The following is a 15806-nucleotide window of genomic DNA, read 5'->3' as shown; positions in this document are numbered from 1 at the left end:
TTCTCTCGTGTCAACGCAGGTGCCCCGCCTCCTCACCGGCCTGGTCGACGACGCCGCGGTCTTTCCGCCCGGCAACGCCGCGCTGCCCGACGCGGTGACCGCGCACCGCCGGCACCGGGACGCCTGGTACGCCGGCCTGGTCGGCCCGCTGCTGCTGCCCGCCTCGGAGATCGAGGACGGCGCGCTGCACGGCCGGGTGGACCCGTCCGAAGGCTTCGTCATCGGGCTGATCGGCGACACCGGCCTCGACCGGCTGCCCGCCGCGCTCGCCGCCCTGACGCCGGACGGCGTCACCGCCCGGCAGGTCGAGGCGCCGGTCGCCAAGCGGGGCGAGGACCCGCAGCCCGGCCTCGCCGAGCTGGTCGCGCTCGCCGGGCGGCTCGACGACACCGCCGTCTACGCGGAGATCCCGCTGACCTTCGGGCTGATGGGGGCGCTGGACGCGCTCGCCGACGCCCGGGCCGGCGGACTGCCGGTGGCGGCCAAGTTCCGCACCGGCGGGTTGGCCGCCGAACTGTTCCCGACCCCGGTCGAGCTGGCCGCCGTCATCTGCGCCTGCCGGGACCGCGACCTGCCGTTCAAGCTCACCGCCGGGCTGCACCACGCGATCCGGCACCGCGACCCGGAGACCGGCTTCACCCACCACGGTTTCGTCAACGTGCTGGCCGCCACGCTGGCCGCGGTCGATGGCGCCGACGTGGACGGCGTGGCCGAACTGCTGGCCGTCACCGACGTGGTGCGCGTGGTCGAGGCCGCCCGGGGCCGGCGCGAGGCGCAACGCCCGCTCTGGGTCGGGTACGGGTCGTGCAGCATCTCCGAACCACTTACCGATCTGATCCGGCTGGGGCTGGTGAACGGAGGCTTCGAATCGTGAGCTGGGTTGAGGGGGCGGCGGGTTCGCCGTACGGGGTGACGAACCTGCCGTACGGCGTGTTCCGGCACGGCGACCGCGAGCCGCGCGTCGGCGTCCGCATCGGCGACCTCGTGCTGGACCTGGCCGGCGCGGAGGCCGCCGGTCTGGTGCTGGCCGGCGGCGCGCTGGGCCGGCAGACGTTGAACGCGTTCCTGGCGCTCGGCCGGCCGCAGTGGAGCGCCGTCCGGGAGCGCGTCACCGAGCTGCTCACCGATCCGGCGCACCGGCCGGCGGTGGAGCCGCTGCTGGTGCCGGTGGGTGAGATCGAGCTGCTGCTGCCGTTCGAGGTGGCGGACTACGTCGACTTCTATTCCTCGGAGCACCACGCCTCGAACGTCGGCCAGATCTTCCGGCCCGGTCAGCCGCCGCTGCTGCCGAACTGGAAGCACGTGCCGATCGGCTACCACGGCCGGGCCGGCACGGTGGTCGTCTCCGGCACGCCCGTGGTCCGCCCCGCCGGGCAGCGCGCCAGCGCCCAGGGCCCCACCACCGGCGCCTCCGTACGCCTGGACATCGAGGCCGAGGTCGGCTTCGTGGTCGGCGTGCCGAGCCGGCTCGGCGAGGCGGTCCCGGTGGCCGACTTCGCCGACCACGTCTTCGGCGTGGTGCTTGTCAACGACTGGTCGGCCCGGGACATCCAGGCCTGGGAGTACCAACCCCTCGGCCCGTTCCTGGGCAAGTCGTTCGCCACCTCGGTCGCCGGCTGGGTCACCCCGCTGGACGCGCTCGCCGACGCGTTCGTGCCCGCGCCCGACCAGGACCCGCCGGTGCAGGAGTACCTCCGGGACACCCCGCACCTCGGGCTGGACCTGACGCTGTCGGTGGAGTGGAACGGCGAGCGGGTGGCCGAGCCGCCGTTCGCCACCATGTACTGGACGCCGGCCCAGCAGCTCGCGCACCTCACCGTCAACGGGGCGTCGCTGCGCACCGGCGACCTCTACGCCTCCGGCACCGTGTCCGGGCCGGAACGTGGCCAGGTCGGCTCGTTCCTGGAACTCACCTGGGGCGGGTCCGAGCCGGTGAAGTTCGCCGACGGCAGCCAGCGGACGTTCCTGGAGGACGGCGACACGGTGACGATCACCGCCACCGCGCCCGGACCGGACGGCACCACGATCGCGCTCGGCGAGGTCACCGGGACGGTCCTCCCGGCCCGCTGAGATCCGGCTTTCCGAGCCCACGGCCCTGGTCGCACCCACTGTGCGACCAGGGCCGTTTCCTCGCGCGTTGATCGACGCGGATCGGGTGCGCCCCGGGCGGTGCCGGCCCTGGGCGGTGCCGGTCCGGGCGCATCCAGCAGGAAACACAGGAAGGACCGAGCATGACCGAGCTGATCGGTGCCGTGTGGCGGACCAGCAGCCGTTCCAACGATCAGGGCCTCTGCGTCGAGGTGGCCACGAACGTGGTGGCCGCGCACGGCGTGGTGGGCGTACGCGACTCCAAGGACCCGACCGGTCCGACGCTCGCGGTGAGCCCGCCGGGGTGGAGCGCGTTCGTAACGGCGTTGCGACGCGACGCCTTCCGCGACTGATCGATCCCGGCGACCCGGTGTCCCGCCGTGGGGGCACCGGCGGCGGAAATGTCACGGTGGGGCTCCCCCACATCGGTGACGGGCCGTACCGTGGACGACACGGGAGGTGCCATGTCGACGGTGACCGTTTCCGCCTTCATCGAGGCGCAGGACGCCGACCTCTGGCGCCTGCTCACCGACCTCCCGGCGCGCGCCGACTGGCTCTCCGCGGTCGGCGCGGTCGAGGTGCTCACCGACGGTGCGTTCGGGCCGGGCACCACCTGGCGGGAGACCCGCCTCCGGCCGGACGGCGGGGCCGAGCCGGAGGAGTTCGAGGTGGTCGAGGCCGTCGCCCCGCGCCGCCTGGTGCTCGGCTCACCCGGGTCCGGCGTCGACTACCGGATCACCTTCACGTTGCGCACCGTCGAGCGGCGGCGGCGCGGCTGCACCGAGGTCACCGTCGAGCAGGAGGCGGTGCCGAACCGGCCGTACGGCCGGGTGCTGGCGCTGATCCTCGGCGGCCTGGCCGCCCGGGCGGTGGACAGCGCGCTCCGGCGTGACCTGGCCGACCTGGCGCTGGCCGCCGGTCCCACCCGCTCCACCGAGGCCGCCTGAGCCCACCACACCGTGCCGCGGGCGCGTTCGTGGTTACCCCGGCCCACGGCTCGGGCTGACCTTCCCTGCCGTCGGCCGGGCGACCGGATCGCGGCCCGGCCCCGGCCGGTAGGGTGCCGGGGCGGAGGTGGCGGATGGCGAAGGCCGGCAGGCGGCGGGCCGTGGTGGCGCTGGTGGCGGTGCTGGCCGTCGCGGCGTCGGTCGCCGTGGTCGCCCGGGTGCTGGCGCCGGCCGAGGTCGAGACCGTGGCCCGGGACCCGTACCCGGAGGCGCCCGCACCGACCGTCGGGGTGATCGGGCGGCTGCCGGTGGCGCCGCTGGTCGTGGACGGCCGGCTCCGCGTCTACGCCGGCACCCGCCAGGTGTACGCGGACCAGCCGGTCACCGGCCGGCACCGGGTGACCCCGTTCTGGTCCTACCGCCGGTGGCCGGCGACGCTGGTCGGGGTGCTCACCGAGGGCACCACGGTGGTCAGCCGCTGGTCCGACGGGAAGCTGGTGGCGCTGGACGCGCGTACCGGGCGGGTGGCCTGGCGGGCCGACGGACCGGAGCCGGGGTCGGTGCCGAAGCCCCGCCGCACGTTCGCGGCCCCGGTCTGGGACCCGGCCGGCCTGCACGTCGCCCGCACCGCCGACGGCCGCGACGTGCTGCTCGCCGCCGGTCCGGGCGCGGTCGGCGGATACGCGCTGGCCGACGGCCGCCGGCTCTGGCGTGCCGACGTCGGCCGGGGCTGCCGGACCGACGTGGGCAGCACCGCGAGCGGCGACCTGGTCGGGGTGGACACCTGCGCGGGACCGGCCGCGGTCGAGCTGCGGGACGCGGGGACCGGCGCGGTACGGACCCGCTGGCGGCCACCGGACGCGCCGGGCCAACTCGTGGTCACGCCGGTCGGCTGCCGCGACGGGCACTCCGGTTGTCGTGGTCTGCGTACCGCCGGGCCGGGCGGCGAGCACAGCCGGGGCTGGCTGGTGACGGATCCCGGCGAGCCGGTGGCCGCGCCGGGTCTGGACGCCCCCGGCTCGGTGCTGGACGGTGAGCGGGTGGTGGACACGTCCGGCGGCGTGGTGGTCGGGCGGTCCCCCCGCACCGGCGAGGAGCTGTGGCGCCGGGCCGACGTCCACCCGGCCCGGGTGCTCGCCCAGGAGCCGGGCCGGGTGCATCTGCTGACCGACCGGCGGGAACTGGTCACGCTGGACCCGCTCACCGGCGCGTCCCGGTCGGAGTTCGTGCTGGACGTCGGGCGGGACGGGATCGGGTGGCGACCGGGCCGGGCGTACGCGGTGGACGGCTACGTGGCGGTGGAACGGGTGCGGGAGCACGCCACCGAGGCCGACGACGACCAGGGCTGGTTCCTGATGGCCGAGTCGGTGCTGCTCGCTGCCACCTGAGCGGCCGGCGCCGGCCGGTGAGAAGGGGCCCCTTCTCGACGCCAGGCGTTAAGCAGGGGCCCCTCCTTGCACGTCAGGCGAGGGCGGCCTCGGCGGCGGCCAGGAACGCGTCGTTCTCGGCCGGGGTGCCGATGGTGACCCGTACGCCGTCGCCCGGGAACGGCCGCACGATCACGCCGCGCGCCTCGCACGCCTTGCCGAACTCGATCGCCCGGTCGCCCAGCGGCAGCCAGACGAAGTTGGCCTGGCTGTCCGGCACGTCCGGCACGAACTTGCGCAGCGCCTCGGTGACCCGGTCCCGCTCGGCCACCACCAGCGCGCAGCGCCGCTGCACCTCGTCGGCCTGGGCCAGCGCGGCCAGCGCGCCGGCCTGGGCGGCCGTGCTGGTGGAGAACGGGGTGACCACCTTGCGGACGGCGGCGGCCACGGCCGGCGCGGCCACCAGCCAGCCGATCCGCAGGCCGGCCAGGCCCCACGCCTTGGACAGCGTGCGCAGCACGGCGACGTTCGGCCGGTGCAGGTAGCTCAGGCCGTCCGGCACCTCGGCGTCGGTGACGAACTCCCGGTACGCCTCGTCGATCACCACGAGCACGTCGTCCGGCACCGTGTCGAGGAAGCGGTCCAGCTCGGCCTTGCGCACCGCCGTACCGGTGGGGTTGTTCGGGTTGCAGACCAGGATCATCCGGGTCCGGTCGGTCACCGCCGCCGCCATCGCCGCGAGGTCGTGCCCGTGGCCGGCGTCGTTCGGCACCCGCACGCTGGTCGCGCCGCTGGTCGCCGCGATGATCGGGTACGCCTCGAACGAGCGCCACGAGTACAGCAGCTCGTCACCGGGCAGACAGGTGGCCCGGACCAGGTGCTCGGCCAGCGCCACCGAACCGCAGCCGGTGGCGATCCGGTCGGCGTCCACGCCGTAGCGCTCGGCGAGCGCCTGGCGCAGCGCGACCACGCCCATGTCCGGGTAGCGGTGCGAGCCGGCGACCGCCTCGGTGACCGCCTCCACCACGCCGGGCAGCGGGCCGTACGGCACCTCGTTGCTGGCCAGCTTGATCGCCTCGGCCAGGCCCAGCTCCCGGGCCAGGTCGGCGGGGCTGCGGCCGGGCACGTAGTTGGGCAGCGCGTCCAGGTCGACGCGGGTGAGCCGCAGCGGAGGCTGGTGACGTCCGGTCTCGGTCATGGGGTGTCTCCCGGGGGGTCGGCGCGGTCGCGCGGGGCGGTACGGGGGTCGGGCCGGTTGCGGGGGAGTTGGACCACCACGGTCTGCGCCCGCTTGTCGTGCAGCGCCTGGCGCAGCGGCTGGTCGAACAGGGGCGAGACGGCGTCGACGAACTGGAGCAGCAGGCCCAGCCCGCAGCAGTACCAGAGCAGCGTGGGCAGGCCCATCGTGCTCCACCGCCGGGTGGCCCGGCCGAAGCCGAGCGGCTGGTCCGCGTCGATCGGCAGCGCGCGTACGCGGGCCACCCGCTTGCCGAACGTCTGCCCGCGCGCCGCCATCGACGGCACCTCGTACGCGAACCAGAGCGCGGTGGCGATCAGCAGGATGGCGACCTGCAACCCGCCGGCCTGGTCGTCGATCTGGGGCAGCCCCTCGGTGGAGGTGTCGCCGTTCAACGCCCGACGCATCGTCTCCCGCAGATAGGGCTCGATCGCCTCGAAGTAGCGGTAGACGAACCAGCCGTTCACCACCACGTTGAGCAGGAACACCACGCCCAGGTCGATGAGACGGGCGACCAGCCGGGCACCGTACGAGGCGAGCGGCAGCCCGTGCGGACGCGGCACCGGAGGCCGGCCCGGCCACTGCGGGTACGGCCACCCCGGCGGCGGCCCCTGCTGTCCGGGGTGGCCGGGGTGCGCCTGGCCGGCCTGGCCGGGTTGACCCGGCTGTCCGGGCCACGGGCCCGCCTGGCCCGGCTGCCCGGGCTGTCCCCAGCCGGGGCCGGGTTGACCCGTCGGGACCGGCCCGGCCGGCTGACCGGTGGGGCCACCCGGCGCGCCGGAGGTCGGCCGGTCGGGGGCGGAGCCGGCGGCCGGCGTCGTGGCGGCCGGTTCGGGCTCGGCGGGCGGTGGACCGTCGGGCGGGGTGACGTCGACCGGGATCGGCGCACCGATCCAGCCCTCCCCGTCCCACCAGCGGCGGGTCTCCGGTTCGGCGGGGTCGACGTACCAGCCAGGTTCCAGACTCACGGTGCCCCTTCAGTTCGCGACTGCGGGGCTCGCAGGCCCGGCTCGCTCCTCACGCTCACGATGCCCCTTCAGTTCGCGACTGCGGGGCTCGCAGGCCCGGCTCGCTCCTCACGCTCACGGTGCAACCTTAACGACGACCGTGCCGGCAGCCTTGTCGTGCAGGCACTGCTGCCAGGGCTTGTCCCAGAGCTGCCAGAGGCCGTCGAGGTAGTTGAGGAACGGCACCAGCGAGGCGGCGACGAACTCGACCAGGTAGCGCTTGCCGAGCATCCCGCGGGTCAGCGTGGCGTCGGGTCGGGCCGGAATGATCCGCAGGTTCATCACCTTCTTGCCGAGCGTCTGCCCGGTCCGGCGGGCGTACTCCACGTGGTAGAGCCAGTAGAAGACCAGCAGCAGGAGGAACAGCCCCAGCTCGGCCAGGAGCACCGGCAGGAGGAAGTCGCCGAAGATCACCAACGGGTCGGGCTCGGCCACGGTGCCGTCCGGGCCGGGCGCCGGCATCCGGTCGATCATGCGGAGGACGAGCCAGATGAAGACGGGCGCGAAGAGCACCATCGCCACCGCGGTGGCGACCGCCGTGTCGATCAGCCAGGCCACCAGCCGCTCGCCGAACCCGGCAAGCGGCTGGCCGTTCGGGGCCAGGGCCGGTGGCGCGGGCGCGACGTGCGGGGCGTACCCGGGTGGGGGCGGCGGGTAGCCGGGGAGCGGCGGGTACGTCTGCGGGATGGGCTGTGCGGGCACCGCCGGGCCGCTGGGCGGCGCGAAGCCGCCGCCCACGGGCGGGGGCCCGGCGGGCGGCGGCGTCGTGTTCGGGGGAGGCTGGGTCACGCGGACAGTGTCACAGATTGCCGCGCTTCTCCTGCTCCCGCTCGATCGCCTCGAACAGGGCCTTGAAGTTGCCCTTGCCGAAGCCGAGGGAGCCGTGCCGCTCGATCAGCTCGAAGAAGACGGTGGGGCGGTCCTGCACCGGCTTGGTGAAGATCTGGAGCAGGTAGCCGTCCTCGTCCCGGTCCACCAGGATCTTGCGGGACTGGAGCTCCTCGATCGGCACCCGCACGTTGCCGATACGGGCGCGCAGCTCCGGGTCCTGGTAGTAGGAGTCCGGGGTGTCCAGGAACTCGACGCCGGCCGCCCGCATGGCGTCCACGCTGGCCAGGATGTCGTTGGTGGCGACCGCGACGTGCTGGGCGCCGGGGCCCTGGTAGAACTCCAGGTACTCGTCGATCTGCGACTTCTTGCGGGCCACCGCCGGCTCGTTGAGCGGGAACTTCACCTTGCGGGTGCCGCTGGCCACCACCTTGCTCATCAGCGCGGAGTAGTCGGTGGCGATGTCGTCGCCGATGAACTCGGCCATGTTGCTGAAGCCCATGACCCGCTTGTAGAACTCGACCCACTCGTCCATCCGGCCCAGCTCCACGTTGCCGACCACGTGGTCGACGGCCTGGAAGAAGCGCTTCGGCTGGAGGCCGGCGTCGATCATCGGCTGGCGGTCCACGATCGGGGCGCGGGCCACGAAGCCGGGCAGGAACGGCCCGGTGTAGCGGGACCGGTCGACGAGCGTGTGCCGGGTGTCGCCGTACGCGCCGATGGCCGCCATCCGGACGGTGCCGTGCTCGTCGCTGACGTCGTGCGGCTCCAGCAGGCCGGTCGCGCCCTGCGCGGTGGCGTGCGCGTACGCGGCGTCCACGTCCGGCACCTCCAGCGCGATGTCGGAGATGCCGTCGCTGTGCTTCGCCACGTGCGCCTCGCCGTCGGCGCCCGGACGCACCACGCCGGTCAGCACGAACCGGGCCGAGCCGCTGGTCAGCACGTACTGCGCGTGGTCGCGGTAGCCCTGCTCCGGCCCCCGGTACGCCACGCAGGTCATGCCGTAGGCGGTGGAGTAGTAGTGCGCCGCCTGCTTGGCGTTGCCGACCAGGAAGTGCAGGTGGTCGAGGCCCTTGACCGGGAACGGGTCCCGGCTGATGTCGTGGTTGACGGCGCCGACGAGCACGTCGGCGTCGACCTCCTCGGTCAACTGGGGTCGGTCGATCGCCTGGGTCATGGTGGCCTCCCTCGCGTACCGGCCGGCCTCGTGGGCCGCCGTGGATGTGCTTCCGGCGAGCATCTCCGGACCGCCTCCGGTTGGGCAATAGTTAGCAGTTTTCCTGGTCAGGTTGCGCATTCGGTATCGTCAAACACCGTGAACACTGGTCAGGATGTACAGCTCGACGAATTGGACGCGCGCTTGATCGAACTGCTCGCCGAGGAACCCCGGATCGGGGTGCTGGAGTGCTCCCGGCGGCTCGGCGTGGCCCGGGGCACCGTGCAGGCCCGGCTCGACAAGCTGGTCGGCCGGGGCGTGGTGGGCGGCTTCGGGCCGGAGATCTCCCCGGCCGCGATCGGTTTCGGGGTGACCAGCTTCGTCACCCTGGAGATCAGCCAGCGGCACGGCCACGATCAGGTCACCGCGCACCTGGCCGCCATCCCGGAGGTGCTGGAGGCGCACACCATCACCGGCTCCAGCGACCTGCTCTGCCGCATCGTGGCCCGGTCGAACACCGACCTCCAGCGGGTCATCGACCAGATCGTCGCCTCGGAGGCGATCCGGCGCGCCTCCACCATCATCGCGCTCGCCGAGCAGATCCCCTACCGCACGCTGCCCCTCGTGCGCTCCGCCGCCCGCGGCGAAGGAAGGGCCCCCGCTTAACGCCTCCGGTAGAGACGGGGCCCCCTCTAACACCTCGGGCCGGGCAAGAAGCGGCGCGACACGCCCCGCACGGAGCCCGGGGAACGGTGATCGTCGCTACCGTGTCCGGTGTGAAGGGCCTAGGCATACGCGGCTGGTTGCTGCTCGGGCTCATCACCGTGGTCGTGCTCGCCGCCACCGGCGTCTGGAACCCCTTCCCCCGGCTCTGGGACTGGGTCGACCGGAGCAAGCCGATCTCCGAGCCGGACGTGGTCTGGCAGCAACGCGTCGGTGGCACCCCGCGCAGCGTCACCATCGCCGGTGACACCGTGATCGTCGAGCAGCGCACCCGGATCGAGGCCCGCAAGCTCGCCGACGGCAGCCAGCTCTGGGAGCGCAAGGCCGACTGGTCGGCGGTGGCCGGCACCGGCCGGGAGTCGGTCGTCGCCGTGGGCAAGCTGCTCGACAAGGGGTACGAGGTCCTCGACCCGACCACCGGCGTGACCCGCCGGCGCGACGAGCGCGCGATCGCCGTCTGGACGTACCGCAACCTGCTGCTCGACGCGTACTGCGTGCAGGCCACCGACTGCACGCTGCGGGCCTGGGACCCGCGCGGCACCGCTCCGCTGTGGAGCGCGTTCCTGCCCGGCGTGCACAGCGGAGTGCTCGCCGACAATCCGGAGCTGCTCGGCACCCGCCGGCTGGGCGCGACCCGTATCGACGGCGGGGTGGCCGGGCCGGAGTCGGTCCCGCCGCTGCTCGGCTTCCCGGTCGACGGCCGGGTGCACGTGGTGGACACCGCCACCGGCCGGGTGCTCCAGAACGTCCAGCCCGGTCGGGAGGAGCGGCTCGCGGTGGTCGGCGGCCGGCTGCTCCGGGTCGCGGCCACCTCCCGCGACGGGAGCTGCTACTTCGTCGTCACCGCCGTCGACCCGGCCACCGGCCAGCAGGTGTGGCGACGGGCCGGGATCAACCTGCGTACCGCGGACGCCGCCGGTTGCGTGCAGCGGGAGGACCCGCAGGGTGCCCGCAACGTGCTCATCGGGGTGGCCCCGGACGGCCGGGAGGCGGTGCTCGACGGCTACGACGGCCGGCTGCTCCAGGTGGGCGCGGAGGGTGAGAAGCTGCTCGCCGTCGACGACCGGTACGCGGTGGTGCGCAGCGCCGACAAGGACTCGCTGCTCGGCCGCGAGCTGTCCGCCGACCGGACCCGGTGGACGCGGCCGGCCGGCAGCCGCAGTGGCGCGGCGCTCACCCCGTACGCGGTGGTGATCACGGAGGAGAAACCGTCCCGGCTGGTCGCGGTCGAGCCGCGCGGCGGTCGGGTGCTGGCCGAGCTGCGCACGTCGGCGAACGCGCTGGCGGTCGGCCCGAACGGCATGATCGTCGGCGAGGGGCGGGAGATCGGGTACGTCCGCTGGGGCACCGGTGGCACCGGAGCGCCGCCGGCCGACCAGGGTGCCGTGCCGGCGCCCGACCCGGGCGACACCTGGCGTCCCCCGGGCGGCCGGGGCGACTGCGGGCCGAAGAAGGAACTCTGCGCCGACGGGAAGTGACGCCGGGTGAGATCGGCGTCCCAGGACCCCACCGGCGGGTGTCACCGATCGACCGCTCTGCCCTAGGCTTTTCGGTCATGAGCAGTGCCACCGCCTTCTCGTACGCGCCCCTCCTGCCGACCGGTCCCGACCAGACGGAATATCGCCTGGTCACCGACGAGGGCGTGGACGTCGTCAACGGCCCGGGTGGCCGCCGCTTCCTCACCGTGGAGCCGGCCGCGTTGACCGCGTTGACCGCCGAGGCCATGCACGACATCGCCCACTACCTGCGCCCGGCCCACCTGGCCCAGCTCCGGTCGATCATCGACGACCCGGCGGCCTCGCCGAACGACCGGTTCGTCGCGCTCGACCTGCTGCGCAACGCCAACATCGCGGCCGGTGGCGTGCTGCCGATGTGCCAGGACACCGGCACCGCGATCGTGATGGGCAAGCGCGGTCGGCACGTGCTCACCGACGGCACCGACGCGGAGGCGATCTCGCGCGGCGTCTACCAGGCGTACACGAAGCTGAACCTGCGTTACTCGCAGCTCGCGCCGCTGACCATGTGGGACGAGCGGAACACCGGCAGCAACCTGCCGGCCCAGGTGGAGCTGTACGCCGAGGACCCGGACGGCCACCCGGACGCGTACAAGTTCCTGTTCATGGCCAAGGGTGGGGGCTCGGCCAACAAGTCCTACCTCTACCAGGAGACCAAGGCGCTGTTGAATCCGACGCGGATGATGCAGTTCCTGGAGGAGAAGCTGCGGCTGATCGGCACCGCCGCCTGCCCGCCCTACCACCTGGCCATCGTCATCGGCGGCACCTCCGCGGAGTACGCGTTGAAGACCGCCAAGTACGCCTCCGCGAAATACCTGGACGCGCTGCCGACGCAGGGTTCGATGAGCGCGCACGGTTTCCGCGACCTGGAGCTGGAGGCGGAGGTGCTGGAGCTGACCCGCAACTTCGGCATCGGCGCGCAGTTCGGTGGGCGCTACTTCTGCCACGACGTGCGGGTGGTCCGGCTGCCCCGGCACGGCGCGTCCTGTCCGGTCGCCATCGCGGTCTCCTGCTCCGCCGACCGGCAGGCGGTTGCCAAGATCACCCCGTCGGGCGTGTGGCTGGAGCGCCTCGAAACCGACCCGGCCCGCTACCTTCCCGACGTCACCGACGAGACGCTGGACACCGAGACTGTCGTCCGCGTCGACCTGAACCGGCCGATGGACGAGATCCGCGCCGAGCTGTCGAAGTACCCGGTGAAGACGCGCCTGTCCCTGACCGGCCCGCTGGTCGTCGCGCGGGACATCGCGCACGCCAAGATCGCCGAGCGGCTGGACGCGGGCGAGCCGATGCCGCAATATCTGCGCGACCACGCGGTCTACTACGCCGGCCCGGCCAAGACCCCCGAGGGTTACGCCTCCGGCTCGTTCGGCCCCACCACGGCCGGCCGGATGGACGCCTACGTGGAGAAGTTCCAGGCGGCCGGCGGCTCGATGGTGATGCTGGCCAAGGGCAACCGGTCCGCCCAGGTCACCCGCTCCTGCCACACCCACGGCGGGTTCTACCTCGGCTCGATCGGGGGCCCGGCGGCCCGGCTGGCCCAGGACTGCATCAAGCACGTCGAGGTGCTCGAATACCCGGAGTTGGGCATGGAGGCGGTCTGGCGGATCGAGGTGGAGGACTTCCCGGCCTTCATCGTGGTCGACGACAAGGGCAACGACTTCTTCGCCGAGGTCACCAAGCCGGTGCTCACCGTCGGCCGTCGCTGACGCCGCTCCGCGCGGCCCGGTTCCATCTTCCGACATCGGTGCGCTCGCCCGGCCTCGCGACCGGACGGGCGCACCGCCCCCGTCGGATGTCGTCACCGACAACCGCGACGAGTCTGTCCGGCGGCGCTGTCGATCCGCTATCACATCACTATCGTCTCGACGCGTCGTGCGGTGACCAGCGGGTTACGCTGCAGTAAGTGCACAAAGGCGTACGGGGGCGGCGCATGCGGTTCGGGATCCTGGGACCACTGCGGGTAGGCGGGGGCGAAGCCACCGTAACCGCAGGTCGGGACCGGACCGTGCTCGCCCTCCTGCTGCTGCGCGCCGGTCGTGTGGTGCCGTTCGACGAGCTGATCGACGCCGTCTGGGAGGACCGTCCGCCGGCCACCGCCCGGGCCCAACTGCAGATCTGCGTGTCGCGACTGCGACAGCGCCTCGCGGTGCTGGGGTTGCCGCCGGACGTCATCGTCACCGATCCGGCCGGCTACGGCATCCGGGTCGCACCGGACGACCTCGACGCCGACATCTTCGGCCGGGCGGTGGACGCCGCGCGGGCCGCGGTCGCCGCCGGCCAGTCCGAGGAGGCGCGACGCCACTACCGGGCCGCGCTGGCCCTCTGGCGGGGGCCGGCGCTCAGCGGCATTCCCAGCCGGAGCGTACGCCGGCGGGCGCTGGCCCTCGACGAGCAGCGACTGGCGGCGTTGGAGGAGCGCGTCGAGATCGAGCTGCGCCTGCGGCCGGCGACCGACCTGGTCGACGAGTTGGTCGAGAGCGTCGAGCGGAACCCGCTGCGGGAGCGGCTGCGCGGCCAGCTCATGCGGGCCCTCGCCGCGGTGGGCCGGCAGGCCGACGCGCTCGCCGTCTACCGCGAGGGTCGCCGACTGTACGCCGAGGAGCTGGGCATCGAGCCCGGTCCGGAGTTGCAGGACCTGCACCAGCGGGTGCTCGCCGGCGACCTGGCCCTGGGGGTCGCGGAGCACCGGTCCACCGTGCCGGTCCGTTCGCTGCCGCGGGCGATAAGTGACTTCACCGGCCGGCAGCAGACCGTGGTCCGGCTGGTGAAGGAGATCGAGGAGGACCGGGTCCGGGTCCAGCTCATCGACGGCATGGCCGGCAGCGGCAAGACCACGCTGGCGGTGCACCTGGCCGCCGCCCTCGGTGACCGCTACCCGGACGCGCATCTCTTCGTCGACCTGCACGGGCACAGCGAGCGCATGCCGTTGACCCCCGCTGCGGCGGTGGCGGTCCTGCTGCGCCAGCTCGGGGTGCCGCCGGAGCGGATGCCGCTGGATCTGGCCGACCGGTTGACGCTGTGGCGTACCGAGCTGGCCGGCCGCCGCGCGCTCGTGGTGCTCGACAACGCGGCCGACAGCGCGCAGGTCACGCCGCTGTTGCCGAACGGCCCGGACTGCCTCGTCCTCATCACGAGCCGCGGCCGACTGGTCGGCTTGGACGAGGGGCGCCCGTCGTCGCTGCCCGTGCTCGACCCGGAGGAGGCGGTGGAGCTGCTCGGCCGGATCGTCGGCCGGGACCGGGTCGCCGCCGAACCGGAGGCGGCTGCCGAGGTGGCGCGACGCTGCGGGCACCTGCCGCTTGCGCTGCGCCTGGCGGCGGCCCGGCTGGCGCACCGGCCCCGCTGGCGGGTCGCGGACCTGGCCGAACGGCTGGCCACCAGCCGGGACCCGCTGGCCGAGCTGGCCGCCGGGGAGCGGTCCGTCGGGCAGGCGTTCGCGCTCTCGTACGCCCAGGTGTCGCCCACGGCGCAGCGGATGCTGCGGCTGCTCGGTCTGCCACCGGGTGGCGGGTTCGACAACCGGGTGGCCGCCGCGCTGGCCGACATCCCTCTGGCCGAGGCGCAGGATCTCCTCGACGAGCTGGTGGACGCGCACCTGGTGGAGGAGGCCGACCCGGGCCGCTACCGGCTGCACGACCTGATCCGCGAGTACGCCCGGACGCTGCTCGCCGAGCCCGGCCGGGCCGGGGAGCGCCGGGCGGCCCTGGAACGGCTGCTGGACCATCATCTCGACGTGGCCTCGGCGATCTCCCGGACGATCGAGTCGGCGGGCAGCCTGCGGTCCCTGCCCGCCAACCCGCCGCGCCGGCCCGATCTGGTCGACGCCACGCTCCCGCAGGGCCGGGCCTGGTTCGACGCGCACGCGGCGCTGTTGACCGCGCTGGTCCAGCTCGCCGAGGTGGAGGGCTTCCGGCGGCACTGCTGGCAGCTCGCCCGGGCCTGTTGGCGGGCCAACTTCGACAGTGGACACCTGGACGACCTGCTGGAGACGCACACCGTCGGCCTGCGTGCGGCCGAGGCGCTCGGTGACGAGGCGGCGGTGGGCACCATCTACAACTACCTGTCCTCGGTCTACTACCGGCAGGCCCGGTTTCCCGAGGCCATCCGGTTGATGCGGCGGGCCCTGGAGATCCGCCGGCGGCTCGGGCTCCGCGACGAGATGCGGGTGTCGTTGTGGAACCTCGGGGTGTCCTACTCGGCGAACGGGGATCACCAGCAGGGGATGGAGTGCCTCGACACCGCGATGCAGATGATTCGCGGCGCCGACCACACGGCGGAGCTGGCCAACCTGATCAACAACGTGGCCTACGCGTTGCTGTCGGCCGGCCGCCACGCCGAGGCGCTGCGGCTCAGCCGGTCCCACCTGGTGTTGGCGCGGCAGAACGGGGACTTCCGGCAGTTGGCGAACGCGGTCGCGCACACCGGCATGATCCGGCACCGGATGGGTCACCTGGAGCCGGCCCAACGGCTGCTGCGGGTCGCCCTGCGCCTCAAGAAGAAGTACGTCGGCCGGTACGGCGAGGCGGAGGTGCTCAACGAGATGGGCACCCTCCAGCGGCGGGTCGGCCGGCCCGAGCGGGCGGCCGACCTGCACCGGGAGGCGTTGGTGGTGGTGACCGATTCCGGCGATCGGATCGGTCAGTGCGCCTCGCGCAACCTGCTCGCCCAGGCGCTGCTCGACCAGGGTGACGTGGCCAGCGCGCTCGACCTGCACCGCCGGGTGCTCGCCGACGCGACCCGGCTCGGGGCCCGCTACGAGCAGGCCCGTGCACTGGACGGCTTGGCCCGGTGCCTGCGCGACACTGACGCCGGGCAGGCCCGTCGGTACGCCGGCCGGGCGCTGGTGTTGTTCCGTCAGATCGAGTCCCCGGGTCAGCGGGCGACCGAGGAGCTGTTGGCCGAGCTGGGCTGAGGCCCGCGTCGCTTTCCCTGCGTA

General features: G+C 73.6%; 13 protein-coding genes. 9 read left to right on the top strand and 4 right to left on the bottom strand.

Annotated features, from left to right (window positions below; all coding sequences use genetic code 11):
- The first annotated feature begins 7 nt into the window (after window positions 1-7).
- The 5 genes from OG767_RS30220 to OG767_RS30200 all read left to right on the top strand — a co-directional run bounded on the left by OG767_RS30220 (window position 8) and on the right by OG767_RS30200 (window position 4423).
- Window positions 8-874, top strand: coding sequence for a hypothetical protein (locus OG767_RS30220; RefSeq protein ID WP_405091494.1), 867 nt, complete (start codon window positions 8-10; stop codon window positions 872-874).
- Window positions 871-2070 (top strand): fumarylacetoacetase, encoded by a 1200-nt coding sequence (fahA, locus tag OG767_RS30215; protein WP_405091493.1) that lies wholly within the window; start codon window positions 871-873, stop codon window positions 2068-2070. The genes OG767_RS30220 and fahA overlap by 4 nt, the downstream gene beginning before the upstream one ends.
- Before the next feature lie 161 nt (window positions 2071-2231).
- Window positions 2232-2441: a DUF397 domain-containing protein gene (locus tag OG767_RS30210; RefSeq protein ID WP_107161711.1), complete on the top strand. Its 210-nt coding sequence runs from the start codon at window positions 2232-2234 to the stop codon at window positions 2439-2441.
- A 111-nt stretch (window positions 2442-2552) separates the two neighbouring features.
- Window positions 2553-3035: an SRPBCC family protein gene (locus tag OG767_RS30205; RefSeq protein ID WP_405091492.1), complete on the top strand. Its 483-nt coding sequence runs from the start codon at window positions 2553-2555 to the stop codon at window positions 3033-3035.
- Window positions 3036-3169: 134 nt separating this feature from the next.
- Window positions 3170-4423, top strand: a complete 1254-nt coding sequence (locus OG767_RS30200; RefSeq protein ID WP_405091491.1) for a PQQ-binding-like beta-propeller repeat protein — start codon at window positions 3170-3172, stop codon at window positions 4421-4423.
- A gap of 73 nt (window positions 4424-4496) precedes the next feature.
- Here the strand turns inward: OG767_RS30200 and hisC are convergent, their stop codons facing one another.
- The 4 genes from hisC to hppD form a co-directional block, all read right to left on the bottom strand.
- Window positions 4497-5600 carry a histidinol-phosphate transaminase gene (gene hisC, locus OG767_RS30195; RefSeq protein ID WP_405091490.1) on the bottom strand — a complete coding sequence of 368 codons (1104 nt, stop codon included), beginning with the start codon at window positions 5598-5600 and terminating at the stop codon, window positions 4497-4499.
- Window positions 5597-6607 carry an RDD family protein gene (locus OG767_RS30190; RefSeq protein ID WP_405091489.1) on the bottom strand — a complete coding sequence of 337 codons (1011 nt, stop codon included), beginning with the start codon at window positions 6605-6607 and terminating at the stop codon, window positions 5597-5599. Before OG767_RS30190 ends, hisC begins: the two co-directional genes overlap by 4 nt.
- 114 nt (window positions 6608-6721) lie before the next feature.
- The gene (locus tag OG767_RS30185; RefSeq protein ID WP_405091488.1) at window positions 6722-7435 is read right to left on the bottom strand and encodes an RDD family protein; all 714 of its coding nucleotides are present in this window, start codon (window positions 7433-7435) and stop codon (window positions 6722-6724) included.
- 10 nt (window positions 7436-7445) lie between these two features.
- The gene (gene hppD / locus OG767_RS30180; protein ID WP_107161699.1) at window positions 7446-8651 is read right to left on the bottom strand and encodes a 4-hydroxyphenylpyruvate dioxygenase; all 1206 of its coding nucleotides are present in this window, start codon (window positions 8649-8651) and stop codon (window positions 7446-7448) included.
- Between the two features lie 138 nt (window positions 8652-8789).
- Here hppD and OG767_RS30175 point away from each other — a divergent pair, with 138 nt between their 5' ends.
- The 4 genes from OG767_RS30175 (at window position 8790) to OG767_RS30160 (ending at window position 15782) form a co-directional block, all read left to right on the top strand.
- Window positions 8790-9296 (top strand): Lrp/AsnC family transcriptional regulator, encoded by a 507-nt coding sequence (locus tag OG767_RS30175; RefSeq protein ID WP_405091487.1) that lies wholly within the window; start codon window positions 8790-8792, stop codon window positions 9294-9296.
- Window positions 9297-9397: 101 nt separating this feature from the next.
- Window positions 9398-10831: a PQQ-binding-like beta-propeller repeat protein gene (locus OG767_RS30170; RefSeq protein WP_405091486.1), complete on the top strand. Its 1434-nt coding sequence runs from the start codon at window positions 9398-9400 to the stop codon at window positions 10829-10831.
- A gap of 77 nt (window positions 10832-10908) precedes the next feature.
- On the top strand, window positions 10909-12576 hold the full coding sequence (locus OG767_RS30165; RefSeq protein ID WP_405091485.1) for a fumarate hydratase: 1668 nt from the start codon (window positions 10909-10911) through the stop codon (window positions 12574-12576).
- Between the two features lie 224 nt (window positions 12577-12800).
- The gene (locus OG767_RS30160) at window positions 12801-15782 is read left to right on the top strand and encodes a BTAD domain-containing putative transcriptional regulator (protein ID WP_405091484.1); all 2982 of its coding nucleotides are present in this window, start codon (window positions 12801-12803) and stop codon (window positions 15780-15782) included.
- The last annotated feature ends 24 nt before the right edge of the window (window positions 15783-15806 follow it).

This window comes from Micromonospora sp. NBC_01392, from assembly GCF_045040125.1.
Taxonomy (GTDB): domain Bacteria; phylum Actinomycetota; class Actinomycetes; order Mycobacteriales; family Micromonosporaceae; genus Micromonospora.
This window is presented reverse-complemented; position numbering and strand designations above follow the sequence as displayed.